Below are 25,063 nucleotides of genomic sequence, written 5' to 3'. Positions count from 1 at the left end.
GCGCGGTGGTCCCACCTGACCCCATGCCGAACTCAGAAGTGAAACGCCGTAGTGCCGATGGTAGTGTGGGTATTACCCATGTGAGAGTAGGGTGCCGCCAGACTTTTAAATATACGAGCCCAGCAGCAATGCTGGGCTTTTTTGCTTTCTAGGATTAATAAATACTATTGTAGATAGTCAAATAATTTCTATACAACGCCTTATCACAAAAATATAACGTTATATTTCTTTTACATATCATACATAACTTTAAATGCTTCTTATCGGCATAATAGCTATATGAATGGATGTGATTCTTTTCTATTAAAAAAATATTTTTACCAATATCTTATTGGTATATTGATAAATATACATATAACATATTCGTTAGTGATGATAAGGAATTTCTATGGATTTATTGCAATTACACCAACAATATAGAAGTGGTAAACGGTATAAATATATATACTTTTGGGGACATGTAGAAAAGCAACCTTCTATCATAACAAAGAGTTGTTTTAGCCAATGGTATCCAAGTCGTTTTGAGATTGATAATATTTACTATCCAACTGCAGAACATTATATGATGGCTGAGAAAGCAAGATTATTCGGTGATAAGCAAATATTATCAAAAATACTTACTGCTAATTCTCCTGGATTAGCAAAGGCATTAGGGCGTCAAGTAAAAGGATTCATACCGAAGATTTGGGATGAACACTGCTTTAATATTGTCATAAATGGTAATTATGCTAAGTTTTCACAGAATTCAAAGTTGACTGATTTTATATTATCAACCAAACAAAGAATATTAGTAGAAGCAAGTCCGGTTGATAAAATATGGGGGATAGGATTGTCTCAGGACGATCCTAATATTGATAATCCGTTAATGTGGCGTGGAAAAAATTTGCTTTAATGAATGTTCGCCAACAATTACAAGAAAAATAATGAATTATTTATACGAATCTTATTGGATAAGAAGCAATATTCAGCTATTAAATATTGCTTGCTGATTTATTAACCTAATAATAAGGCATCGTCAGTTACTTTTTCACCACGAGTTTTTTCAAACATATCTAATAAATCTGTGACTGTTAGCTTATCTCGTTGTTCTCCTGACACATCAAGTACTACTTGTCCTTGATGTAGCATCACTGTTCTTGTGCCATATTCTAATGCTTGTTTCATTGAATGAGTCACCATCATAGTGGTTAGTTGGTTTTTCTGAACAATTTCATTAGTCAGATCCAAAACAAATTGTGCTGTTTTGGGATCGAGAGCCGCTGTATGTTCATCAAGTAATAATATCTTGGATGGTTGCAATGTTGACATGAGTAGGCTAACTGCTTGTCTTTGTCCACCAGAAAGCAAGCCCATCATATCTGATAGTCTATTTTCTAAACCTAAATTTAGCGTTGCTAGTTTTTCTTTAAATAGAACACGCAGTCTACGATTTAAAGCAGGTCGTAAAGTAAAATTATTGCCACGGTTGTAAGCGATAGCTAAATTTTCTTCTATGGTCAGGTTTTCACAAGTTCCGACCATTGGATCTTGAAATACTCGTGCCACCATTCCAGCTCTTTTCCAAGCGGGCCATCGTGTAACATCTTTATTATTAATGGTAATATGACCAGAATCAGCAATCAGATCACCACTAATGACATTAAGTAATGAACTTTTTCCTGCGCCATTACTACCAATAATAGTAACAAATTCCCCTTTTTTGATATTGAGATTCAAACCACGTAATACATGATTTTCAATTGGTGTTCCTTGATTAAACGTCAATTGTAATTGTCCTACTTTAATCATGCTTACTTACCTCTTTTTTTAGAATATTTTTTTAGTTGTTTTGGTAATACTAATGCCAAAACAACCAATATTGCTGTAATAAGATTTAGGTCTTCAGTACCTACACCAATTTCTTGTAAGAATTCATTACTGAGTGCGAAAGCGATAAATAATCGATATAAGATTGCACCAAAAATAACGGCAATCATAACTGCCCAGATGCGTTTTGTTGGGAATATACTTTCACCAATAATAATTGAAGCAAGACCGATAACAATGGTACCAACCCCAATAGTGATATCCGCCCCGCCTTGTGTTTGCACAAATAATGAACCACCTAGAGCGATTAATCCGTTTGATATTGCCATCCCTAAAATAGTGATCGCACCCGTTGGAATACCTTGAGATTTTGCCATTCGTTGATTAGTACCTGTTGCTCTTAGTGCTAATCCAACTTGAGTATTTAGAAATAGATTGAGTAGTAGCCAAAAAACTACAACAAACGCCAAAATCATTATAGGTTGTACTAGATATTGATTGCTATAATCTTCAGCCATAAATGGTGAAAAAATAGTTTTTGCATCTAGTAATGATAGATTAGGGGATCCTGCCATTCTTGGGGTTTCGCCCATAATATATGGCCCTATCCCTAAAATTCTTAAATTAATAGAATACAGACCTATCATTACAATAATACTGGATAGTAATTGCAATATATTAAGTTTAACATAGAGTAGTCCAGTCATTGCACCAGCAATACAACCAGCAAACATACCTAAAAATGTTGCTATCCATGGATCAATACCAACGTACATACATAATCCACATACTGCACCACCAAGTGGAAAACTTGCATCAGCTGTTAGATCGGGGAAATCAAGTAATCTAAATGAGATAAACACACCCAAACTAACTAATGCGTAAATAAGTCCTATTCCAATTGAGCCTAATAAAAATTCAAATGACATGAAAAAATCCACTAAAAAAGTAACCGCCAAATTTGGCGGTTTAGTTATTAAAACGGTTTAAATTATTTTTCGACAACTTTTGCCGCTGATTTTAATACTTCTTCCGATAGCGTTACACCTTGACGTTCAGCCGCTTTCTTATTAATTGTTAATTGTGTGATATTACCAACTTGTGGTGCAATATCACCTGGTTTTTCACCATTAAGAATTCGAATAACAATTTTACCAGCTTGGCGGCCAAGATCATAATAACTCATTCCTAAAGCGGCAATCGCTCCTCGTTCAGCTGAATCAGGATCTGATGCTACTAGTGGAATTTTGTTTTCATTGGCAACTTTAGCTAAAGCTTCATAGGCCGAAACGACGTTATTATCGGTTGTTGTATAGATCAGATCAACTTTTCCTTTTAAACTTCTTGCTGCAGTTGAAATGTCGGAGGTTCGTTGTGCTGGTGCAGCAATGATTTTCATGCCACGTTTTTCAAGTGCAACTTGTAATTCTTTAAGTACAATTGTTGAATTAACTTCACTAGGACTGTAAACATAACCGATATTTTTTGCATCTGGTTTGATTTTTAACATCATATCGATTTGTGATTCTAATGATAACGCATCGGAAACCCCGGTTACATTTGTTTTAGATGTATCCCAACTTGGTGTCAATTTAGCTGCAACCGGATCTGTTACTGCAGTAAAAACGATAGGGATTAATTTAGTTGTAGCAACTAACGCTTGGGTACTTGGTGTTGCAATCCCTACGATAGCATCTGGTTTATTGGCAACAAATTGTTTAGCGATTTGGGCTGCATTAGCGCTACTACCTTGGGCACTAGCAAATTGTAATTTTAGGTTTTCACCAGCAATATAGCCATTATCTTTTAACTCATCTTCAACACCTTTACGGACATTATCTAAGGCAGGATGTTCAACAATAGCGGTGATAGCAACAAATTTTTGTTCGGTTTTATTATCAGCAGATGAAAAAAATGTTACTGCGGATAAACTGAGTAACATAAAAAGTTTGATTATTGAATTTCGCATTTGCTACTCCTGTAATATTTATTTTACATTCAATCTAAATATTTGCTTACTATAAAGCAAAATCGGACAATTTTCTATAGTTAAAAGAAAGTATATGTGTAAATTATTTGTTACAGTTTGTGTTGTTTTGGTCGAAATAAATGGGTTATTTAGCAATAAACGATAGTAATAATTTTTGAGGAGAGGGGTTTTTTAAAACCTTGCTCATTTCAATGAGCAAGGGATTTGATGATTATTTAAGATAAGGATTTATTTTTGACCGATAACTTTATAGGCTGATTCGATAACATCTGCTGATAAATCAATTCCTTGCTTCTTAGCTGCATCAATATTGACCACCAAACGTAATGCTTGACCTATTTCTGGCGTAATATTTCCTGGTGCTTCACCATTTAAAACTCTTACCACAAGTTTGCCTGATTGGCGGCCAACATCGTAATAACTCATACCATAAGCGGCAACTGCACCACGCTCAATTGCATCGGGGAATGATGCTAACAGAGGTATTTTATTTTCGTTGGCAAATTTAACTAATGATTCATAAGCCGAAACAACATTGTTATCTGTTGTCGTATAAATAAGATCAACTTTTCCTTTAAGTGTATTGGCAGCAGTTGAGATATCTGCGGTACGTTGAGCAGGTACCGCTATTAATGATATATTTTGTTGACTAAGTTGCTGTTGTAGATTTTTTAGCACTACAGTTGAGTTAATTTCACTAGGACTATAAATATAACCCACAGCTTTTACATTAGGCACAATTTTCTTCATAAACTCGATTTGAGGGCCTATTTCTTGATAATCTGAAACACCAGTAACATTGTTATGTGTTGGTTCCCAGTTTTTGATTAATTTAGCTGCAATTGGATCGGTAATTCCAGCAAAGACGACTGGGATTTGTTTGGTCGCGGCAACCGTTGCTTGGGCACTTGGTGTAGCGATAGCGACGATAACATCAGGTTTAGCTGCGACAAATTGGCGTGCAATTTGTGCGGCTGTAGCACTACTACCTTGGGCACTTCGATATTGTACCTGCAAGTTTTCATTCAATTTAAAACCACTTGCGATTAACTCATCTTTTACCCCATCACGGATTTGATCTAATGAAGGATGTTCAACAATTGCGGTTATCGCAACATTTTTTATGGTATCAGCTAAACAGGAAAATGATGTAATTACTAACATCACTATCAATAATAAATAACGTTTCATTATCAAGAACTCATAAACTAGTACAGTGATATTATTCTAGTCCTAATAATTTAAAATGTTAAGTAATATTTTTATAATTAATTATTATAAAAAGATAAAATGTTCCTGATTGAAAAATTCTATTTTTGTGCAAAAACAAATGGGTTTATCCCACTTTTTGCGAATCCTTCTTCTTCTGTTTTTATATCTAAGATTAATGATGCTACATCATCGGCAATAACTTCTATGTGAGGATCTTTATCTTGATCTAAAATTTTCAAATAGCTATGACAGGCATCACAACATTCAGTTTTTATTGCTGCCATTTCGTTATCTAATGAGAAATATTGGATATCTTGCATATTATCGCAACAAGTACATTTTACTCGCGGTATATACCATTCGCTTTCACACAAACTACAATGAAGATATCTTAAACCATTATTACCGCCAAGTTGAATCACACTAGCAACCGGTAGGCTATTACAAACAGGGCATAGCCAACTTTGATCAGTATTTTCAGCAACTGCTTTTCCTTTAATTTGATTAGCCAGTTGACTGTAATAAACCGATAATGCAGACCAAATAAATATAGATTCGTTGCCTTCGACCAGATCAAATTTACCCTGTAATAAACTAATCGCTTTTTCTTGAAGTTGTTCAGGATTATTTTGTTTTAATCGTTGAATTACGGCTTCAATTTGTTCACTGGTATCGGAAAAAGAATTTAATAGTTCAGATAAATAATCTTGCCAAATATCATTTAATGGTAAATTCTCTAAACTTAATGGCGCTAAGCCATTATTGAGTAAATTTGGTGCTTCAACAGCGTTTTGTTGATTAATTAATTTGGCTTGTTGCTCTGCTATTTTTGCACAAAATAGTAAATAATCGCTTAATGGGTTATTTTCGGCTAAAGTTTTTAAACGTGCCGCGCGGTGAATATAAAGTGTTTTCGTTGATGGATAAAATAGCAATGGGATCTGCCTAATTACTGAGCTTATATTTTGTTGTTCGAGTTGTTCTTGTGAAATGATTTTTATACTCATTATTGATTACCACTTTGAGGTTTTATCCAGAATTGATTTAGCCATTTAGCTAATCTGCTGATTAATATCAGCAGATCTACTATTAGACTTTATAAAGCAGGTTTTTGCTCAGTTTGCGGTGATTGCTCAACCTTGGTTTCACTCTCGGCATTAAGTTCTTGCTGATAAACTTTTTTCATTTCTTCTTCGTACCATGATGAATGATTTTTAAACGCCCAAGCTCGAGAAACATAGCCAGTTATCATACCTTTTATGGAACCTTTTACCCAAAGTGCCATATAAGCATGGCCAATGGCTAATAAAATAAGACATATAGCGGCAAAAGAATGTAAAAATATGGCAATACGAACTATTTGAATTGGGAAGTAATCGGAAACATAGCGACGCCACATAATTAAACCTGTGACAAATAATACAAAGATCAGACTCATAATGCACCAGAATAGAAATTTCTGACCAACATTATACTTACCGATCGGAATACCTTCTTCTTTACCCATAATGACGTGTTTAAAGTTTTTAATCCATAACAGGTCATTTTTATTTGGAATATTATGATGTGCTAGTTTTATAAACATAAACATTAATAAAACGAATACTACACAACCAATGATTGGATGCAACGCTCTAACTAGTTGTGGTGTACCAAGAAATAATCCAAATAGCTTAATGGATGGAAAAAACAGCGACAAACCAGATAGTGCCGTTAGAATAAACAAACAGACCATACACCAATGACAGAAACGTACAATAAGTGGTGTTCTTAATATCATTCCTTTTTTATTCATGATGAGCCTCCGATTGCGACGAATTAGGCGTATTTTTCCGGCCAAAAATAGGCAATCCTAAACGTTTCCTTGCTTGTTTATCTGCTTCTTTTTCGTGTTCTATATCTTCTTCATCGACTTCAATCGCACCGACACCCATATAGTGGAACAGCAATCCACCAAAAGTAGCGACAAAAGCAGCTGCTGATAGTGGCTTCCAAGCACCTTTCCAGAATTTAACAATTTCACTAACTTGCGGGTCTTTTGGTAAGCCATGATAAAGTTCAGGTTGATCGGCATGATGTAAAACATACATAACATGTGTGCCACCCACACCTTCTGGATTATAGAGACCAGCGTGTTCAAATCCACGTTTTTTCAAATCAGTAATTCGATGCTCGGCATGACGAATCATATCTTGTTTGGTGCCAAAATGAATTGCACCAGTTGGGCAGGTTTTTACACAAGCAGGTTCTTGGCCAACTGCGACGCGATCAACACATAAGGTACATTTATAAGAGTGATTATCTTCTTTACTGATTCTAGGAATATTAAATGGACAGCCGGCCACACAATATCCACATCCAATACAGTGTTCCGATTGAAAATCAACAATACCATTTGCATATTGGATGATTGCTCCTTCTGATGGACACGCTTTTAAACAACCGGGATCGGCGCAGTGCATACAACCATCTTTACGAATAAGCCATTCAAATTTGCCATTAATTTCAACTTCTGAATAGCGCATAACGGTCCATGCTTTAGGTTCTAAGTCGGCAGGGTTGTCATAAACACCGACGCTATTACCTATTTCGGCACGCAGATCATTCCATTCGCTACAAGCTACCTGACATGCTTTACAACCGATACAGGTGGTAACGTCAATTAATTTAGCCACTTCTTGCTGATAATCTCGAGCCCGAGGTGCAGGGGTTAAAGCGTTAGTTGCTGAGCGGCGAATAATATCTTGAGTTTGTAATGACATAATTTATCTCCCTCCTTATGCCGCTGTGGTAACTTTTTCGATGTTAACTAAAAACGACTTATATTCCGGTGTTTGTGAATTAGCGTCACCTAAATGAGGTGTTAATTCATTAACCAAGAAGCCTTTTTTCGTTTGCCCAGTGAATCCCCATACAATTGGAATTCCTATGGTTTCGATCTCTTTACCATCAACAGTCAAAGTTGGTAAACGTTTTGTCACAACTGCTTTGGCTTTGATATAACCTCGATAAGAGGTAACTTTTACTGTATCGCCTAATTTTATGCCTTTCTTATTGGCAAGATTTTCACTCAGTTCAATAAATTGTTCCGGTTGTGTGATGGATGCTAATCTTGCATGTTGCGTCCAGAAATGGAAGTGTTCAGTAATACTGTATGTGGTGCCAACATAAGGAAACTCATCTGCTTTACCTAAGCGAGCTAAATCCTCTTTAAATGCTCTAGCAACTGGGCTATTAACTTGTTTAGGATGCATAGGATTATTGGAAATTGGTGTTTCAAATGGCTCGTAATGTTCAGGGAATGGGCCATCAACCAAACGATTTAAGCAGAATAATCCACCTAAACCATCATTATTCATGATAAATGCACCGGCACCAGAGCTTGGTGATAATGTACCGGTAAAGTCAGCGACATCATTACCATCCCAATTTGTACCGTTCCATTTGATTAACACTCGATTTGGATCCCATGGTTTACCATTTTCGTCGGCAGAGGCTCGGTTATACAATACTCGTCGATTCATTGGCCATGCCCATGCCCAACCAGCATGGATACCTTTACCAGATGGATCACTAGGATCGCGGCGAGCCATTAGATTACCTTGCTCAGTCCAAGAGCCACAGAATATCCAGATCCCTGATGAGGTAGATCCGTCAGCTTTTAATTGTGAAAAACCGCTTAATAGTTGGCCTTTTTTCAGGATGACATTGCCACTGTTATCCGTTAAGTCAGCTAATGCTCGACCATTACACTCTTTAGCGAGTTCTTCAGCCGATGGACCTTCTGGATCTAGATAATCCCAGCTTAAATTGTTAATTGGTTCGTGATAAGCACCACCATCTTGTTCATAAAGCTCTTTAATTCTTAGGTAAATGCGGGCAATAATCTCTGGATCATAAAGTGATTCGTAAGGTGGTCTGGCTGCTGCCCAGTGCCATTGTAATAAACGTGATGAGTTAACAATTGTGCCGTTTTCTTCAGCAAAGCAGTTAGCAGGAAGCCTAAATACCTCGGTTTGAATTTTGCTTGGATCAACATCATTGGATTCGCCATGATTTTTCCAAAACTCGGCGGTTTCGGTTGGCATTGGATCAATGCTAACTAAAAATTTAAGCTTAGATAATCCATCACGAATACTATTTTTATCAGGCAGTGCTGCTAATGGGTTGAAACCTTGGCAAATAAAACCATTAGCTTGACCATCACGCATCATTTTGCTGAATCTTAAAACATCATAGGTTTTATCCCATTTTGGTAACCAATCAAATCCCCAATTGTTATCTTGAGTGGCATTCTCACCGTACATTGCTTTCATAAAGCTAACAAAGAATTTCGGGTAATTACCCCAAAAATTGACCTCATTTGGACCAAGTGGTTTAGGGGTTTTTTCTGTCAGATATTGCTCAAGTGAAGTTTGCGATTCTTTTGGTAAGTCAAGATAAGCAGGTAATCGATTAGATAGTAATCCTACATCAGTTAAACCTTGAATGTTTGAGTGTCCACGTAAAGCATTGATACCACCGCCCATAACACCAATGTTGCCAAGAATAAGTTGGATCATCGCTGCAGTGCGAATGATTTGAGTTCCATAGGTGTGCTGAGTCCACCCTAAGGCATATAAGAAAGTTGCAGCACGATCGTTGGTTTTGGTACTAGCAAGAGATCGACAAACATGTAAAAAACCGTCTATTGGACTACCGGTAACTTTGTTTACCATTTCTGGCGTATAACGACTCACATGTTGTTTTAATAAATTCCATACACAACGTGGATGACTTAGGGTTTTATCTCTTAATGCATAACCATTTTCATCTTTTTGATATGCCCAGCTGGTTTGATCGTATTGACGGTTAGCAGCATCATAACCACTAAATAAACCACTATTTGTATCAAAGTTAAAATCATCACGGACAATTAAACTGGCATTAGAGTGGGTAACCAGATATTCAAAGTTTACTTCGTTATGTGAGATAAGGTAGTTAATAATACCAAGTAAAAAAGCAATGTCAGAACCAGCACGAATTGGTACATAATGATCGGCGACAGAGGCAGTTCGATGAAAACGTGGATCAATCGCAATCAGTTCCGCACCGTTAGTAATTTTAGCTTCAATAGCCCATTTAAATCCAACCGGGTGGGCTTCCGCTGCATTACCACCCATAACGATAACCACATTAGCATTTTTGATATCATTCCAATTATTGGTCATCGCGCCTCGACCGAATGTCGCAGCTAAGCTAGAAACAGAAGGACCATGACAAACCCTAGCTTGGGTTTCGAGGCTTAACATTCCTAATGAACGAGCAACTTTAAAGGCTAACCAACCCGTTTCATTACTCGCTGCTGAGGTAACCAACCAGCCGGTTGTTGTCCAGCGATTAACTGTTGTACCTTGTGCATTTTTTTCTTGAAAGTTTTTATCTCGGTCAGCTTTCATTAGTCGGGCAATACGATCAATTGCTTCATCCCAACTAATCCGTTGCCATTTATCAGAACCAGGAGCACGATATTCAGGATATTTAACTCTTTGTTCGCTTTTAATATAATCAAGTACTCCAGCACCTTTTGGACAAAGAGAGCCTCGGCTAACTGGATGATCAGGGTCACCTTCGATATGAAAAATAGATGATTCGGCATTTTTTGCTCCATCGCCTCGGCTATAGAGGAGCATTCCACATCCTACTGAACAGTAAGTACAATTATTTCGCGTCTCTTTTGATTTTAATAATTTATATTGGCGAGTTTGTGCAAGAGCTATGCTCGGGGCAAGTCCCAGCGTAGCTACTGTGGTTCCAGCCATGCCACCAGCACAGATCTTAAAGAACTGTCTACGGTTAAATAGCATATGAACTCCTTAAAAAGCTGACATTACATTATTTAGATTATTATGTAGGAATTTATAAACATCCTTATTAATTGTAATGATAATATTTAATTGAATGGAAATAAAGGGATAAATATTTAAAAGTTTGACATATGTCAAAAATATCAATTGCTATTTGCTTGTTTTAATATTTTATTAAGATTAAATACATTTTTAGTAAAACTAATTAAGCAAGGAAATGTTTAAATTAAAGGTTGGAAGCGTAGTATATTCGGCTTACTGATAGCAATCAAGTAAGCCTTAGTTTATTATTTTAGATTAATTTCGTCAATTGTCTGCATTACTCGGTTGGTGATTAATGGTTTAAGTATTTTATTCATAGTGTCAATTTTTGCTAAATTGGCATCGTCTTTATCATCTAAATAACCTTGTTCACGAAGTGAAGCAACTAAGGTTGAAAAAACACCTTTATCAAAAAACTCTGGTGCATTAATACCATGAAGTATCGATAAACGTTCGGCTATTAATCGGCCTTCTTTTTCTAAACTTGCTCGGCTGATGGTTGGATCTTTTTGCAATAATGAAAATGCAATGACATAGCGTTGTAATGTATCTTTTGAGGATGAAGCCAATAACTGTAAACCTGACATTTTTAAGTAGTTCAAGGTTAATTTATCTGGCGTGTAACTGATTAGATTCAATTCGGCATAAGTTGCAATAATGTTATTTACGTACTCTGTTAGTTGTTCATCATCGTGATATAAAAATAGTTCTGATTTTATTAACGGGAACAGCAGTTTGACTTGCATAAGTACTTCATCAATCGAAATGCGGTTATTTTTAAGTAAAATTCGCGCGACAATTGCTGGAATGATCAATAAATGCTGAATGTTATTACGATAATAGGTCATCAATACTGCTTGCTCGGCTGTTAGACCTACCATTTCACCAACTTCATCAGTTGTAATAACAAATTTGCCCATTTCTTTAGCATGTTCAAACATCTGTTCAGCAGTTTGATCAGGAATGGTAATTAAGTCGGAATAAGGAATGTTTTTTAATAATTTTAAGAGATAATCAATATTTTCTAATAATTTTACTTTGGTTAATGTACATTGGTCAGCAGCTAACAATATTGAACAACATAAATTCATGGCATTAATTGCAGCAGATGAATTTATGTGTTCCATTATTTGTGTAGCCAGCAGATTAGTTGTGGGTGTTAACCAGCTAGGGCGTTGTGTTCCTGTTGGATCAATCGAATCTCGCCAATCGGGAATTTGTTGATTTAAAAATTGATTTAAAGGGATAGGATCACCAAAGTTAACATAACCAAATCCTAATTTTTTCAATTTTAAAAATGCTTTAATTGTACGCCACAAGCTCTCTTTTTCTTTTTTTGCGCCACGAAGTTCATTGGCATAAGTGGCAACTTCTAAAACATGTTCATAACCTATATAAACAGGAACGATTGTTATCGGTCGATGATCACCACGCAATAATGTCTGGACTGTCATCATTAACATTCCTGTTTTAGGATCAAGTAACCTACCTGTGCGTGATCGACCGCCCTCGATGAAATACTCTACCGAATAACCTCGGATAAATAGTTCAGCTAAATACTCCCGAAATACAGCGGTATAAAGTTTATTACCTTTAAATGAGCGGCGAATAAAAAATGCCCCTAAGCGCCTAAAAATAGGTCCTGCTGGCCAGAAGTTTAAATTAATACCTGCGGCAATATGTGGTGGCACCAGTCCTTGTCGATAAAGTACATAGGATAGTAATAAGTAATCCATATGACTGCGATGACATGGCGCATAGACAATTTCATGGCCATTTTCAGCTAATTCTCGAACAGGATCTGCATTGGTGACTTTCAAACCTTGATAAAGTCTATTCCATGCCCAAGTCAGAACAAAATCAGTCATTCTAAGCATGCGATAAGAAAAATTAGCCGCAATTTCGTTTAATAATGATAAGGCATTCTTTCTGGCTTTATCCTGATCTATTTTTTTGCTTTTAGCTTCTTCTTGTATAGCTTCGGCAAGGGCAGGATTAGTTAATAATTTGTTAAGCATCTCCTGACGAACAGGTAACTTCGGACCAACAGAGGCAGCCCTTTGTTTGGCAAAGTGTATGCGTGCGACACGAGCAAGTTTGTGGGCTAAAACAGAGATATCTTGGTTATCGTCAACCTTAATATTTTTAAATGATACCGTTCGAGAGAATCGGGTGTAACAGTCACGACCAGAAATTAAGATTTTATAAAGTTTATACGTTGCGCCTAAAACTTGTAGTGAAGGCATTTTTTTACCTTCTTTATCTGGTTTTCGCCCAAACATAACGGAAACCGGCAACATTTGCACATCAAGTTCATCATTTTGTTGATGCGCTGAGATATATTCTCTTAAAATTTCAATTGATTTATTTTTTTGTTTTTTAGAAGCAAAAATACCCGGTCCTTTATCAATATAAACATAAGCAGGAATTGTATTGCCATTAATATCAATGCCTAATAAAGGATCTGGTAAATCATATTTAAGACAAAGAGATCTCACTACCATTAAGTCAATTTGTGAATTATAAGGTAGTACATACAAAATTGGTCGATGGATATCGAGATCCAATTCAGTAATGGGATCGGTAGGGATCGGTTTACTTTTAACAAAAAGCTTAACAGGGATCTGAATTAGTGAAAAATAAACTTTTGTCCACCAAGAAAACATAAAAATAAACCTCATATTTTGTAGCTAATTATATATTTAAATCATTGTTAGCTATTAGTTTATCGACTAACTTGTCGATGCATAAATTGCAAATTTATATTGTTATTTTACTTTTTAACAATAAACATTAATCCAAGTATATATGTGTTATTGTCTAACTGTTAGTTAATTTGCATAATCTTTCAGCTAGATTATTTTAATTTATAGATGCTTATGCCTACCCATTATAAAGACATATTAAAAGCAACACTATATAGTTTATTGAAATTAAGTTGTCAAAATGGTTGAATTAATGAGCGAAAACTAGCCATCACAATCCAGTTTAAATCGTGATGGCATCAGTTTATTATCAAGCTTTGCTTTGATACATTACATCCAAAATGTAACGTAATTGTTTAACATCGAGTTGACCTGGAGCTGAGGCGTTTTTGGCGGCACCAAATGTCATGGCTGAACCAAAGGTTGTCCCTGCAATGCGGCTGATTGCACCAAGACCGGCCATTGACATGGTAATAATTGGTTGTGTAGCAAATTTTTCATTCATTTCGCTGGTTGCGGCAAGTAATGTTAATACATCATTAGTATTTTGTGGCATCACAGCAATTTTAGGAATATCAGCACCTAAGTCTTGCATTTTTCTTAATCGATAGACAATATCACTTTGTGATGGTGTTTTTTCAAAATCATGGTTTGAAGCAACCACGAATACGTTATTTTTATGCGCAATATCGATAATTTCTTTTACATTGTCATCGCCAATAAAGACTTCAACATCAATTAAATCAACTAAGCCACTGCTTGCCATTGCTTTATTTAGTTGTATATAAGCATCTAATGGCCATGGTTTTACGCCACCTTCATTTGCGGTACGGAAAGTAAATAAAATTGGTTTATTGGGCAATAAGGTAGCTATTTTTTGTGCTATGGATTTGACTGCATCAATATTATCAACTTGTGTAAAGTGGTCAACTCGCCATTCTAAAACGTCAAAATCAATAGTTTGTAAAAACTTTACTTCATCAATGAGTTCATCTTCGGTTTTTCCAATAATTGGCACAATTATTTTTGGAGTACCTTTACCTATCTCAAGCTGTTTAACTGTTACTATATTCATTTTATTTCCTGTTCACCACTAAATTAATCATTAAATCCCATTTGTTCTTTGACATAATCAATTGGTGCATCTTCGCCTGTCCAAATTTTTATTTGTGCCGCTCCTTGCCATAGCATCATACCGATGCCATTGAGTGTTTTACATCCTTGTTGTTCGGCCATTTCTAATAGCTTAGTTTTGCGTGGGCTATAAATACAATCTGTAACAACGAGATCTGATCGCAAGATTGTTGGCTCGGTAATTAAACTTTGCCCTTCTAATGGTTTCATTCCAACACCAGTGGCGTTACAAAGTACATCGCTATCAGCAATTTGTTTTTTTAGTTCATTCTCATCAGCTAGATCGGTAATATGTACTTTACATTTTGTCTGTTCATTTAATTTTTTTATTACCGATTCTATTTTTGTATAGCACTCATCTTTCTGATTAAAAATAGCAATTTCTTTTACACCATCAAGTGCTGCTTGTACGGCAATTGCGGTTGCCGCACCTCCGGCACCGAGAATGGTTATTTTTTTATCTAGCATATTTATGCCAGCTTCTGCTAGCATACGCATATAACCAATGCCGTCAGTGTTATAACCGGTCAATACGCCATTATCATTTGAAATGGTATTACAGGCACCACTCATTTCTACCGCAGGTGTTAATTTATCAAGGTATTGGCAAACAAGTTGTTTATTGGGCATTGAAATAGCACTACCTCGTAACCCAAGTGCTCGTAAACCTTTTATTGCATCGGCTAGCTTTGGTTGATCGACTTCAAATGCTAAATAAATAAACGGAATATTTAATTTAGAGTAAATGGTATTTTGCATTTGCGGTGACAAACTATGACGAATCGGATAAGCCATTAAACCAATCAATAGAAAATGACCATCAATATTAATTCTCATTTAAAATTCTCCGTAACTAATCTAAATTTTGTCCAAAACTGATCATATACCATGATGTTTGTGTATATTAACTTTGTTTAGCCAAAAAGCTGGCAATTTAGACCTTAGCTTATTTAATTCAATAAGATAATTATTTAATTGTTATTTCAGTTTTGCTATTGCTTTTATAATGACACGAGATCAAGTGTGCTACAACCTAAAGATATAACAATATTATTTGTTTTATTGATTCACATTTTAACATGGTCAGTTAATTGGCGATTAAAAAGGCTTTATGCGAGTAAGCGTATACTAACAATTGCACTTTAAATAGCTATCGCCTAGAATAACCCCCTTTATCTCGCTACGAAGAATCTATTTATGAATACTATTCTTGAGCTGTTTTCCTCAGTAAATGCAGTTGTTGTTGCTGTTATTTTAATGTTAGTGCTTTCGCTTTGCCGAGTTCATGTGGTAATTAGCTTAATTATTGGTGCATTTGCAGGTGGTTTGTCTAGTCATTTAACACTAAAAGAAACCATAGACGCTTTTAATACAGGTATTAGTAACGGGGCTAATATTGCCTTATCTTATGCTATGTTAGGTGCGTTTGCCGTGGCTATTTCTAAATCAGGATTACCAGAATTATTAGCTGATAAAGCCATTAAACAATTAACTACTAATGATGCCAAAACACGAATTAAATGGTTGTTAATTATTATTATCGGGTTAGTTAGTATTTCCTCACAGAATATTATTCCAATTCATATCGCCTTTATTCCGCTATTAATTCCACCACTTTTATATGTGATGTCGAGATTACAATTAGATAGACGAATGATTGCGTGTATTATGACATTTGGTTTGATTACGCCATATATGTTTTTACCGGTCGGATTCGGTAATATCTTTTTAAACCAAATTTTGCTAAAAAATATTATTTCGTCAGGAATGGATGTTAGTCATGTTAATGTCATGCATGCTATGGCTATTCCTGCTTTCGGCATGTTTGTTGGTTTACTATGGGCTATTTTTGTCAGTTATCGTAAACCGAGACAGTATGAACTTATCCGTGAAGAGAGTCATGCCGAACAGTTTAGTAATGTAAGTGCTCGTTCACTTATTATCTCATTATTAGCGATTATTCTTTCTTTCACTGTGCAACTTTATACTGGATCGATGATATTAGGTGCGTTAATTGGTTTTATTTGCTTTATTGTTTCAGGTTCAATCAAATGGGGCGAAGCAGATGGAATCTTCACCGATGGTATCAAAATGATGGCAATGATTGGTTTTGTTATGATATCTGCGCAAGGGTTTGCCGAAGTATTAAAACAGACACATGAAATAGAACCTTTAGTCATTAATAGTGCAGCGTTATTTGCTGGTAACAAAGTCGTGGCCTCTTTCATGATGATGTTAGTTGGTTTGGTCATTACGCTGGGAATTGGCTCGTCATTTTCTACTGTTCCAATTATTGCCGCAATTTATGTTCCGTTATGTGTTCAATTAGGATTTTCACCAATTGCCACAGTTTGTTTAATTGGTGCATCAGGAGCTATCGGTGATGCTGGTTCACCACCTTCAGATACTATTTTAGCCACATCTGCTGGTTTAAATAGTGATGGACAGCATGACCATATTAGAGACAGTGTTATTCCAACCTTTACCCATTTCAATATTCCGTTATTTATTGCTGGATGGGTTGGATCATTGATTCTTTAAACAATCAAAAGAATTAAGGCTATTATTAGTTATGAATAAAAAGTCATACCAAAATATTCGTGCGCTTTGTGCAAAAGCTATTTTTGCGGTACTTGAAGAAGGACAATCGCTTAGTACGGCTTTAGCATCTTTGAATCATCAACTTGCTGATAAAGACAAAGCACTAGTGCAAGAGATCTGTTTTGGTGTAATGCGCGTGCTACCAGAACTAGATTTTTATATTCATAACTTAATGAGCAAGGTCTTAACTGGAAAAAATAGAATTTTACATTACCTATTGTTAACTGGATTGTACCAAATTCTTTATACCCGAATTCCTGAACATGCCGCTGTAGGTGAAACAGTTGGTGCGGTTAATGATTTAAAAAAACCGCAATTAAAAGGTGTGATTAATGGTGTTTTACGTGAATTTTTACGCCAACAGGCGTCATTAAAACAAAAATTTCAGCAAGATAGTAAACAACAAATTAGTCAGACCTTACATCCTAGTTGGTTATTAAATCGTTTAAAATCAGCTTATCCAGAGCAGTGGCAAGCAATTGTTAATGCGAATAATCAGAAACCACCTATGTGGTTACGAGTTAATCTTAACCATTATTCGGTTAGTGAATACCAACAATTACTTGAAAAACAACAAATTGCTTCCGAGACTTGTGCTGATATCCCTGGTGCGCTTCGCTTAACTACGGCGGTAAATGTGACTAAGTTACCGTTTTTTGCTGAAGGGGCGGTAACAGTACAAGATTTATCGGCACAATATGCGGCTTATCTATTAGCACCTAAAAATGGCGAGCAAATTTTAGATATGTGTGCCGCTCCTGGCGGTAAAACCACCCATATTTTAGAACTTGCGCCAACCGCTAATGTATTAGCTGTAGATGTTGATGCCAACCGCATTAAACGAATTGATGAAAATTTAGCACGCCTAAAACAACATGCACAAGTCAAAGTTGGTGATGGTTTAACCCCTGAGAAGTGGTGTGATGGGCATCAGTTTGATCGTATCTTGCTTGATGCACCTTGTTCGGCTACTGGGGTTATTCGTCGTCATCCTGATATAAAATGGTTACGACGTGATAGCGATATCGCTCAGCTCACCGAACTACAATATGCTATTTTGACACGTATCTGGCCTTATTTAAAAACAGGTGGCACTTTAGTTTATGCCACTTGCTCAGTATTGCCAGAGGAGAATAAGTTACAAATCGCCCGTTTTTTACAACAAACCCCCAACGCCAAACAGCAGGGAGAACTTAGGCAGTTTTTACCGACTGAATTGGCTGGTGATGGTTTTTTCTATGCTGTATTAAGGAAAGAATAGTTATTAGTTATGTTTATGGGGTAAAGCAATTTAGTTGTCATTTTTGCCTTTTTAATTGTTAGTTTATTTGCAATGATTAATGATGAATTAAATTCTTACTCAAAAAATTTTGAGGAACGGGGTTTTTTTAAACCATAAAATTTAATCAATAACATCTTATCATCGTTACTTGGACAATTTTTGGCAGATATGGTAAATTCCGAATCTGTTTTGTACTTTTAAGACTCTCGAAATATGGCTTACACATTAACCTATAGTGATCTCCCCGAAAATATACAATATTGGCAAGGTTTACCTTTATCTTTAAATGGTTGTGAAGTAGTTCCATTAGATTACAATGCCGGAAAAACTGGTTGGATTATTTATGGTAAAAAGTTAAATAAAACCTTGCTGTCAAAATTTCAAAGACAGTTGGCAATGCCGATGGTTGTGGTTTCTTCATGGAAAATTAAAACCTATCAAATTGTACGTATTGCAGGGGTAATGCCGAAAAAAGCCAAATCGATTTCGTTAAGCTTAGGGATTGATGTTGCACCAATTGATAATTTACCTTCCTTGCATTCTCCAGGCTTGTTGGTCATGGATATGGATTCAACAGCTATTGGTATTGAATGTATTGATGAGCTGGCAAAGCTACAAGGTGTTGGTGAACAAGTTGCTGCAGTTACTGAACTTGCTATGCGAGGTGAACTTGATTTTGCCACCAGTTTACGCAAACGCGTGGCGACGTTAACTGGTGCACCACAAGATATTTTAGAGCAAGTAAAAAAAGCACTACCACTAACGCCGGGATTGACTTGTTTAGTTAAAGAGCTACATAAAAAAAATTGGCATGTTGCCATTGTTTCCGGTGGATTCACCTATTTTGCCGACCATTTAAAACAGAAGCTAAAACTAATAGATGCTCATGCTAATGAGTTAGAAATTAAAAATGGTAAGCTAACTGGTAAAGTGATCGGCCAAATTGTTGATGCTAAATATAAAGCTCGAACCTTGCAACAATTAGCTACCTCTTTAGATATTCCTATTGAGCAGACGGTTGCAATAGGTGATGGCGCCAATGATTTAATGATGATTAGAATTGCTGGACTTGGTGTTGCTTATCACGGCAAACCTAAAGTCGTTGAAAAAGCAAGAATTAGTATCAATTATGCCGATTTAACTGGTTTATGGTGCATCTTATCAACCAGTTTACTAAGTGAAGGTTAGGAGAAAAATTTGGCCAAAACCGTAAAGCGCGCTTATGTTTGTAATGATTGTGGCGCGGACTATCCTCGTTGGCAAGGTCAGTGTAGTGCTTGTCATGCTTGGAATACGATTACTGAAGTAAGGTTAGCGAGTACTTCGTCACGCAATGATCGATTAACCGGTTATGCTGGTGGTGCTGGGCAAACTAAAATCCAAAAATTATCTGAAATTAGTTTAGAGGCTTTACCTCGATTTTCAACTGGATTTTCTGAATTTGACCGCGTACTTGGTGGTGGCGTGGTACCAGGTAGTGCAATCTTAATTGGTGGTAATCCTGGTGCAGGTAAAAGTACTTTGCTATTGCAAACAATGAGTAAACTTTCGGCACAAATGAATACGCTTTACGTTACTGGTGAGGAATCACTACAACAAGTGGCGATGCGTGCCCACCGTTTGGGTTTACCAACTGATAATATTAATATGTTGTCTGAGACAAGTATTGAGCAGATCTGTTTACTGGCCGAACAGTCTCAACCCAAATTAATGGTTATCGACTCAATTCAAGTGATGCATCTTGCTGATATTCAATCTTCACCGGGTAGTGTGGCACAAGTTCGAGAAACAGCCGCTTATTTAACTCGTTTTGCGAAAACTAAAGGAATTGCCATTATCATGGTTGGCCATGTGACTAAAGATGGTTCGCTGGCTGGTCCTAAAGTGCTTGAACACTGTATTGACTGCTCGATTTTACTCGATGGTGATGCGGATTCTCGATTCCGTACTTTGCGTAGCCATAAAAATCGGTTTGGTGCCGTAAATGAACTTGGTGTGTTTGCCATGACCGAACAAGGCTTGAAAGAGGTTAGTAATCCATCAGCAATCTTTTTAAGTCGTGGTGAAGAGATGTTATCTGGTAGTTCAGTAATGGTGCTGTGGGAAGGCACTCGGCCCTTATTAGTTGAGATCCAAGCATTAGTTGATCACTCTGTTTATGGTAATCCAAGGCGAGTAACTGTCGGGCTTGATCAGAACCGATTGGCACTGTTATTGGCTGTTTTACATCGTCATGGTGGTTTACAAATGGCCGATCAGGATATTTTTGTTAATGTTGTCGGTGGGGTAAAAGTAACCGAAACCAGTGCCGATTTAGCATTAATTGCCGCATTGGTATCGAGTTTTCGTAATCGTCCTTTACCACAAGATGTGGTAATTTTTGGTGAAATAGGATTAGGTGGTGAAATCAGACCGGTACCAAGTGGCCAAGAGCGTATTTCAGAAGCGGCTAAACATGGCTTTAAAAAAGCGATAGTACCTATTGCCAATATGCCGAAAAAGAAACCAGAAAATATGCAGATCTTTGCGGTTAAGAAAGTATCTGAAGCACTAGATATTTTAAGTGATTTGTAGGGTTTTTCTTGCTGAAAATATTCCGCCGATTTAATTCTGCAATTTAATCTTAGAATTTAACTATCGGCGGAAAAGAAGTTATTTAATTTTAGCGTTAATAATAAATTTCATAACAAGGTTGGTAAGCACTGCCGCCAGGTAACTTCATACGGTCTTGTTTTACATAGCTAAGCAGTAAATTATCTAATTGTTTCATGATCTCTGGATCACCTTGTAACTTATAGCGGCCATGTTCGGCAATTTGTTTCATCCCGAACTCTTTAACATTACCGGCCACAATACCAGAAAAAGCTCGACGTAAATCAGCAGCTAATAATTCAACAGGTTGATCTTTATGTAGATTGAGGGATGCCATATTTTCATGGGTTGGTTCAAATGGATGCTGTAATGATTCATCGATTTTAAGTAACCAGTTAAATCCGTAAGCATCGCCAGTTGCTAAACGTGATGATTTAACCTGTTTGACGCCATGTTTCATGATGCGAGCAACTTGTTCTGGCGAATCAATGATAATTTCATACAGTTTAGTTGCTTCTTCTCCTAAGGTGTTGCGGATAAATTGGTCAATTGCAGCAAAATAATTTTCACACTCTTTGGGACCAGTTAAAATAATTGGTAAAGTTTGATTTTTATTAGCTGGATTGAGCATAATCCCCAAAATATAAAGCAATTCTTCCGCGGTACCTGGGCCTCCAGGAAAGATAACAATACCATGTGCCATACGCACAAAGGCTTCAAGTCTTTTTTCAATATCCGGCATAATAATAAGTTCATTAACCAGTGCATTTGGTGGCTCTGCGGCAATAATGGATGGCTCGGTCATACCAATAAAGCGACTATCTTTGATCCGTTGTTGTGCATGACCAACAGCAGCGCCTTTCATCGGGGCTTCCATAATTCCCGGACCACAGCCTGTGCAGATATTGAGTTCGCGTAGCCCTAACTGCATACCAACTTGACGAGCATAATAATATTCACTTTCGTTAATGGAATGCCCACCCCAACAGACAATTAAATTAGGTTCTTCACCCACATGTAAGGCATTGGCATTACGTAAAATTGAGAAAACCAGATTGGTGATGTAATAGGAGTGTTCTTTTTCCAGTTTATCATTAGGCACCAAATGTTTAATTGCACTAATTTGGCTATTTAAAAACAGGATATCACGCAACACCGCAAATAGATTGGCTTGAATGGAGCGAATAATTTTTTTGTCGACAAATGCGGTTTCAGGAGCATCAATAAGCTCTAATTTGACCCCTCGTTCTTTGCTGATAACGTTAATTTCGAAAGATTTAAATCTATCCAATAATTCTTGAGTATTATCAGTTTTGCTACCTGCATTTAGTGTGGCTAGTGAACAATTTCTAAATAATTGGTATAGTTCGCTATTTGCTGATTTTTTCAGAATATCGACTTCTGCTTGTGCAAGTAAATCCATTGATCCTAATGGACTAATATGGGTAATCATCACAACCTCCATTTGACGGTTTTATCGACAAAAAATCATTATATATTCAAACAGAATAAAAAATAAGTAAAGCTGATAATAACCTAATTTATCAATTAAATTAATTTAACATGAAAATATGTAACTATTTTTTCAAATTGAATTTTTCAATATTACATTAACCAATGATTTAAATATCATTGTAGTAAAAAATTATCGCAATTTTAGTTATTAAATAAGTGTGTCATCAATGAAAACAGATTTTTTTACTTATGGGTAGAGTCAGTCAGCTAAACAAGGACATTACCTGATTAACTTAGCGTTATCGCTACTGAGTATAGTAATAACCATATTGGATGTTAGTTAAAAATAAATTGTTTTTTATTAGATTGATATTAAATAATTGTTCATAGTCAAAAAATAAACGCTATGCTAGACTAAACCAAACTCTGAAGCTACTTTGCCTAAGTGATAATATTATTCATATGGTAATTTAGCCGCGGTATAGCGCAGAAATGGCTATGCTTCCCGATTTGGATAAGGTGTTTATAACATATATGCAATTAGTCGATAATTATCAGCGTCGCTTTCAATATTTGCGTTTATCAATTACTGAACTATGTAACTTTCAATGTCAGTATTGTTTACCTAATGGGTATCGACCTAATAAAGATCATAAATTTTTATCGTTAAATGAAATTGATAATGTCATATCAACATTTACCGAACTTGGTGTGCACAAAATTCGCTTAACTGGCGGCGAACCGACTTTACGTCGAGATTTTATGGATATTTTGTCGATTATTTCGGCTTATCCAAGTATTAAACAATTGGCAATTACCACCAATGGCTCACGATTATTAAAAAATGTCCATTATTGGCAACAAGCTGGGCTTAATGCTATTAATATTAGTATTGATAGTTTTTCTCCTTATATTTTTAAACGAATAACTGGCCAAGATAAACTGCAAGAGTTAATGCAAGGAGTTGAAAAATCATTAGATGTTGGTATTGAGAAAGTTAAAATTAATACTGTTCTAATGAAAAATATGAATGATCATCTGAATGATTATTTAGCTTGGATTAAACACCGACCAGTAGAATTACGTTTTATTGAACTGATGGAGACAACCGAAAGCCGTCAGTTATTTAATCACTATCATTTAGCTGGTCAAGCGATGGAGTCTCAACTTATTGAACAAGGTTGGCAGTTACAAGCAAAAGAGGCATTATCTGGTCCTGCTAAAGTTTATGCTCATAGTGATTATAAAGGTAAAATTGGTCTAATTATGCCTTATTCGCAGGATTTTTGTAAAAGTTGCAACCGGTTACGAGTTTCATCGCTTGGTAAACTTCATTATTGCCTGTTTGGTGATGCCGCAGTTGATTTACGAGATTTGCTAAGCAGTCCAGAACAGAAAGCACAACTTAAGGCACGAGTGTTAGCTTCGCTATTAATAAAACCGGAAAAACATTTATTACATGAGCATAATCTAGGCATCTCTCCTAATTTATCTTATATCGGTGGTTAACACTTGGTTTTGTTTCGGTACTTGGTTAATTTTCCAGTGAGTGATTGCCCAATCTAATAACTGTGTTTGTGAGGCATCTTGCCAGCTTTCCGGTAATTGTTGACCTAAAAACTGTAATGCTTGTGCGGTTAATAAATTCGCTTTTTTACTATCAATCGGGCTAGCATGGTTCTGTTTTGACAGTTTATTACCATGACTATCTAAAGCCAATGGTAAATGGCAGTAATTGGGGATAGTAAAATTAAATAATCGATAAAGCGAAATTTGTTTAGCGGTCACCGGCAGTAGATCTGCACCGCGAACAATTTCAGTTATTCCTTGATAATTATCATCCAATACTACAACTAAATTATAAGCAAATAGACCATCTTTACGATGAATAATAAAATCCTCTAAAGCATTAGCGGAATCAATAGTTTGTTGACCACGAATTTTATCATCGAAAGAAAAAACTGGCTGACTTTGCTTTAATCGAATAGCACATTGCTGTTGGCTAGTGGATGCTAAATGTCGCTCACGACAAAAGCCATCATATATCCCATTGCTAAGATTATGGATCCTTTGTCTGGTACAATCACAATAATAAGCTTTTTGCTGAGTAATAAGTGATTGTAGTACGGCTCGATAACGCTCACTACAATTTGATTGATATAAAACTTGGTCATCCCAATACAGCTCGAAAGCCTCTAAGGTTTTTAATATTAACGATGCGGCGCCTTTGACTTGCCGTGGTGGGTCAATATCTTCAATGCGAACAAGCCACTTACCAAAATTGGCTTTGGCTTGTAAGTAACTACCGAGAGCCGTCACCAAAGAACCAAAATGTAATGGTCCAGATGGTGAGGGGGCAAAACGACCAATATATTGCATGGGCGTATTGAATAAAACA

The 25,063-nt window shown here is 36.3% G+C and carries 19 protein-coding genes, 1 rRNA gene and 1 riboswitch; of the genes, 7 read left to right on the top strand and 13 right to left on the bottom strand.

What is annotated here, in order from left to right; all coding sequences use genetic code 11:
* Both rrf and B6C84_RS05635 read left to right on the top strand, forming a co-directional pair.
* Positions 1-103: ribosomal RNA gene (gene rrf, locus B6C84_RS05640) — 5S ribosomal RNA — on the top strand; the annotation flags it as partial.
* A gap of 285 nt (positions 104-388) precedes the next feature.
* Positions 389-892, top strand: coding sequence for a riboflavin biosynthesis intermediates N-glycosidase (locus B6C84_RS05635; protein ID WP_108720919.1), 504 nt, complete (start codon positions 389-391; stop codon positions 890-892).
* A gap of 101 nt (positions 893-993) precedes the next feature.
* On the opposite strand, the gene B6C84_RS05630 is transcribed toward B6C84_RS05635, so the two are convergent.
* The 11 genes from B6C84_RS05630 to B6C84_RS05580 form a co-directional block, all read right to left on the bottom strand.
* On the bottom strand, positions 994-1,788 hold the full coding sequence (locus B6C84_RS05630; RefSeq protein ID WP_065578412.1) for an ABC transporter ATP-binding protein: 795 nt from the start codon (positions 1,786-1,788) through the stop codon (positions 994-996).
* Positions 1,789-1,790: 2 nt separating this feature from the next.
* Positions 1,791-2,735 carry an ABC transporter permease gene (locus B6C84_RS05625; protein ID WP_086320852.1) on the bottom strand — a complete coding sequence of 315 codons (945 nt, stop codon included), beginning with the start codon at positions 2,733-2,735 and terminating at the stop codon, positions 1,791-1,793.
* A 62-nt stretch (positions 2,736-2,797) separates the two neighbouring features.
* Entirely contained in the window at positions 2,798-3,775 is a 978-nt protein-coding gene (locus B6C84_RS05620; RefSeq protein WP_217332101.1) for an ABC transporter substrate-binding protein, read from the bottom strand.
* A gap of 249 nt (positions 3,776-4,024) precedes the next feature.
* The gene (locus B6C84_RS05615; RefSeq protein ID WP_065578409.1) at positions 4,025-4,987 is read right to left on the bottom strand and encodes an ABC transporter substrate-binding protein; all 963 of its coding nucleotides are present in this window, start codon (positions 4,985-4,987) and stop codon (positions 4,025-4,027) included.
* Between the two features lie 119 nt (positions 4,988-5,106).
* The gene (gene fdhE, locus B6C84_RS05610) at positions 5,107-6,015 is read right to left on the bottom strand and encodes a formate dehydrogenase accessory protein FdhE (protein ID WP_086320853.1); all 909 of its coding nucleotides are present in this window, start codon (positions 6,013-6,015) and stop codon (positions 5,107-5,109) included.
* Positions 6,016-6,104: 89 nt separating this feature from the next.
* Complete coding sequence (locus B6C84_RS05605) at positions 6,105-6,803, bottom strand: formate dehydrogenase subunit gamma (RefSeq protein WP_065614648.1); 699 nt, start codon at positions 6,801-6,803, stop codon at positions 6,105-6,107.
* A complete protein-coding gene (gene fdxH, locus B6C84_RS05600) occupies positions 6,796-7,770 on the bottom strand; it encodes a formate dehydrogenase subunit beta (protein WP_086320854.1) in 975 nt (324 codons plus the stop codon). Before fdxH ends, B6C84_RS05605 begins: the two co-directional genes overlap by 8 nt.
* A 15-nt stretch (positions 7,771-7,785) precedes the next feature.
* Entirely contained in the window at positions 7,786-10,854 is a 3,069-nt protein-coding gene (gene fdnG, locus B6C84_RS05595; RefSeq protein WP_086320855.1) for a formate dehydrogenase-N subunit alpha, read from the bottom strand.
* Positions 10,855-11,141: 287 nt separating this feature from the next.
* Positions 11,142-13,562 (bottom strand): glycerol-3-phosphate 1-O-acyltransferase PlsB, encoded by a 2,421-nt coding sequence (gene plsB, locus B6C84_RS05590; RefSeq protein ID WP_065614647.1) that lies wholly within the window; start codon positions 13,560-13,562, stop codon positions 11,142-11,144.
* 349 nt (positions 13,563-13,911) lie between these two features.
* Complete coding sequence (gene aroD, locus B6C84_RS05585; protein ID WP_065614646.1) at positions 13,912-14,676, bottom strand: type I 3-dehydroquinate dehydratase; 765 nt, start codon at positions 14,674-14,676, stop codon at positions 13,912-13,914.
* Between the two features lie 23 nt (positions 14,677-14,699).
* Entirely contained in the window at positions 14,700-15,572 is an 873-nt protein-coding gene (locus B6C84_RS05580) for a shikimate dehydrogenase (protein ID WP_086354088.1), read from the bottom strand.
* A gap of 360 nt (positions 15,573-15,932) precedes the next feature.
* Here B6C84_RS05580 and B6C84_RS05575 point away from each other — a divergent pair, with 360 nt between their 5' ends.
* The 4 genes from B6C84_RS05575 to radA all read left to right on the top strand — a co-directional run bounded on the left by B6C84_RS05575 (position 15,933) and on the right by radA (position 21,192).
* The gene (locus B6C84_RS05575) at positions 15,933-17,276 is read left to right on the top strand and encodes a Na+/H+ antiporter family protein (RefSeq protein WP_086320857.1); all 1,344 of its coding nucleotides are present in this window, start codon (positions 15,933-15,935) and stop codon (positions 17,274-17,276) included.
* A gap of 31 nt (positions 17,277-17,307) precedes the next feature.
* Positions 17,308-18,597 (top strand): 16S rRNA (cytosine(967)-C(5))-methyltransferase RsmB, encoded by a 1,290-nt coding sequence (gene rsmB / locus B6C84_RS05570; protein WP_086320858.1) that lies wholly within the window; start codon positions 17,308-17,310, stop codon positions 18,595-18,597.
* A gap of 234 nt (positions 18,598-18,831) precedes the next feature.
* Positions 18,832-19,806 (top strand): phosphoserine phosphatase, encoded by a 975-nt coding sequence (gene serB, locus B6C84_RS05565; RefSeq protein WP_086320859.1) that lies wholly within the window; start codon positions 18,832-18,834, stop codon positions 19,804-19,806.
* Positions 19,807-19,815: 9 nt separating this feature from the next.
* Positions 19,816-21,192 carry a DNA repair protein RadA gene (gene radA, locus B6C84_RS05560; protein ID WP_086320860.1) on the top strand — a complete coding sequence of 459 codons (1,377 nt, stop codon included), beginning with the start codon at positions 19,816-19,818 and terminating at the stop codon, positions 21,190-21,192.
* 94 nt (positions 21,193-21,286) lie between these two features.
* Here the strand turns inward: radA and ppnN are convergent, their stop codons facing one another.
* On the bottom strand, positions 21,287-22,663 hold the full coding sequence (ppnN, locus tag B6C84_RS05555) for a nucleotide 5'-monophosphate nucleosidase PpnN (protein ID WP_086320861.1): 1,377 nt from the start codon (positions 22,661-22,663) through the stop codon (positions 21,287-21,289).
* A 414-nt stretch (positions 22,664-23,077) separates the two neighbouring features.
* Positions 23,078-23,203, top strand: a riboswitch (molybdenum cofactor riboswitch).
* Here ppnN and moaA point away from each other — a divergent pair.
* Entirely contained in the window at positions 23,200-24,174 is a 975-nt protein-coding gene (gene moaA / locus B6C84_RS05550) for a GTP 3',8-cyclase MoaA (protein WP_065578418.1), read from the top strand. Its footprint overlaps the riboswitch before it by 4 nt.
* Here the strand turns inward: moaA and gluQRS are convergent.
* Positions 24,154-25,044, bottom strand: coding sequence for a tRNA glutamyl-Q(34) synthetase GluQRS (gene gluQRS / locus B6C84_RS05545; RefSeq protein WP_086320862.1), 891 nt, complete (start codon positions 25,042-25,044; stop codon positions 24,154-24,156). The genes moaA and gluQRS overlap by 21 nt on opposite strands.
* Positions 25,045-25,063 lie beyond the last annotated feature (19 nt).

It is taken from the genome of Gilliamella apis (genome assembly GCF_002142155.1).
Lineage (GTDB): Bacteria > Pseudomonadota > Gammaproteobacteria > Enterobacterales > Orbaceae > Gilliamella > Gilliamella apis.
This window is presented reverse-complemented; position numbering and strand designations above follow the sequence as displayed.

What these genes read in the sequence shown, in the direction of transcription:
- fdhE (WP_086320853.1), bottom strand. Translation starts at nt 6,015, where the DNA reads ATGAGTATAAAAATCATTTCACAAGAACAACTCGAACAACAAAATATA.
- B6C84_RS05605 (WP_065614648.1), bottom strand. Translation starts at nt 6,803, where the DNA reads ATGAATAAAAAAGGAATGATATTAAGAACACCACTTATTGTACGTTTC.
- rsmB (WP_086320858.1), top strand. Translation starts at nt 17,308, where the DNA reads ATGAATAAAAAGTCATACCAAAATATTCGTGCGCTTTGTGCAAAAGCT.
- B6C84_RS05575 (WP_086320857.1), top strand. Translation starts at nt 15,933, where the DNA reads ATGAATACTATTCTTGAGCTGTTTTCCTCAGTAAATGCAGTTGTTGTT.
- B6C84_RS05620 (WP_217332101.1), bottom strand. Translation starts at nt 3,775, where the DNA reads ATGCGAAATTCAATAATCAAACTTTTTATGTTACTCAGTTTATCCGCA.
- ppnN (WP_086320861.1), bottom strand. Translation starts at nt 22,663, where the DNA reads ATGATTACCCATATTAGTCCATTAGGATCAATGGATTTACTTGCACAA.
- B6C84_RS05630 (WP_065578412.1), bottom strand. Translation starts at nt 1,788, where the DNA reads ATGATTAAAGTAGGACAATTACAATTGACGTTTAATCAAGGAACACCA.
- serB (WP_086320859.1), top strand. Translation starts at nt 18,832, where the DNA reads ATGGCTTACACATTAACCTATAGTGATCTCCCCGAAAATATACAATAT.
- B6C84_RS05580 (WP_086354088.1), bottom strand. Translation starts at nt 15,572, where the DNA reads ATGAGAATTAATATTGATGGTCATTTTCTATTGATTGGTTTAATGGCT.
- B6C84_RS05615 (WP_065578409.1), bottom strand. Translation starts at nt 4,987, where the DNA reads ATGAAACGTTATTTATTATTGATAGTGATGTTAGTAATTACATCATTT.
- gluQRS (WP_086320862.1), bottom strand. Translation starts at nt 25,044, where the DNA reads ATGCAATATATTGGTCGTTTTGCCCCCTCACCATCTGGACCATTACAT.
- moaA (WP_065578418.1), top strand. Translation starts at nt 23,200, where the DNA reads ATGCAATTAGTCGATAATTATCAGCGTCGCTTTCAATATTTGCGTTTA.
- plsB (WP_065614647.1), bottom strand. Translation starts at nt 13,562, where the DNA reads ATGTTTTCTTGGTGGACAAAAGTTTATTTTTCACTAATTCAGATCCCT.
- B6C84_RS05635 (WP_108720919.1), top strand. Translation starts at nt 389, where the DNA reads ATGGATTTATTGCAATTACACCAACAATATAGAAGTGGTAAACGGTAT.
- fdnG (WP_086320855.1), bottom strand. Translation starts at nt 10,854, where the DNA reads ATGCTATTTAACCGTAGACAGTTCTTTAAGATCTGTGCTGGTGGCATG.
- B6C84_RS05625 (WP_086320852.1), bottom strand. Translation starts at nt 2,735, where the DNA reads ATGTCATTTGAATTTTTATTAGGCTCAATTGGAATAGGACTTATTTAC.
- aroD (WP_065614646.1), bottom strand. Translation starts at nt 14,676, where the DNA reads ATGAATATAGTAACAGTTAAACAGCTTGAGATAGGTAAAGGTACTCCA.
- fdxH (WP_086320854.1), bottom strand. Translation starts at nt 7,770, where the DNA reads ATGTCATTACAAACTCAAGATATTATTCGCCGCTCAGCAACTAACGCT.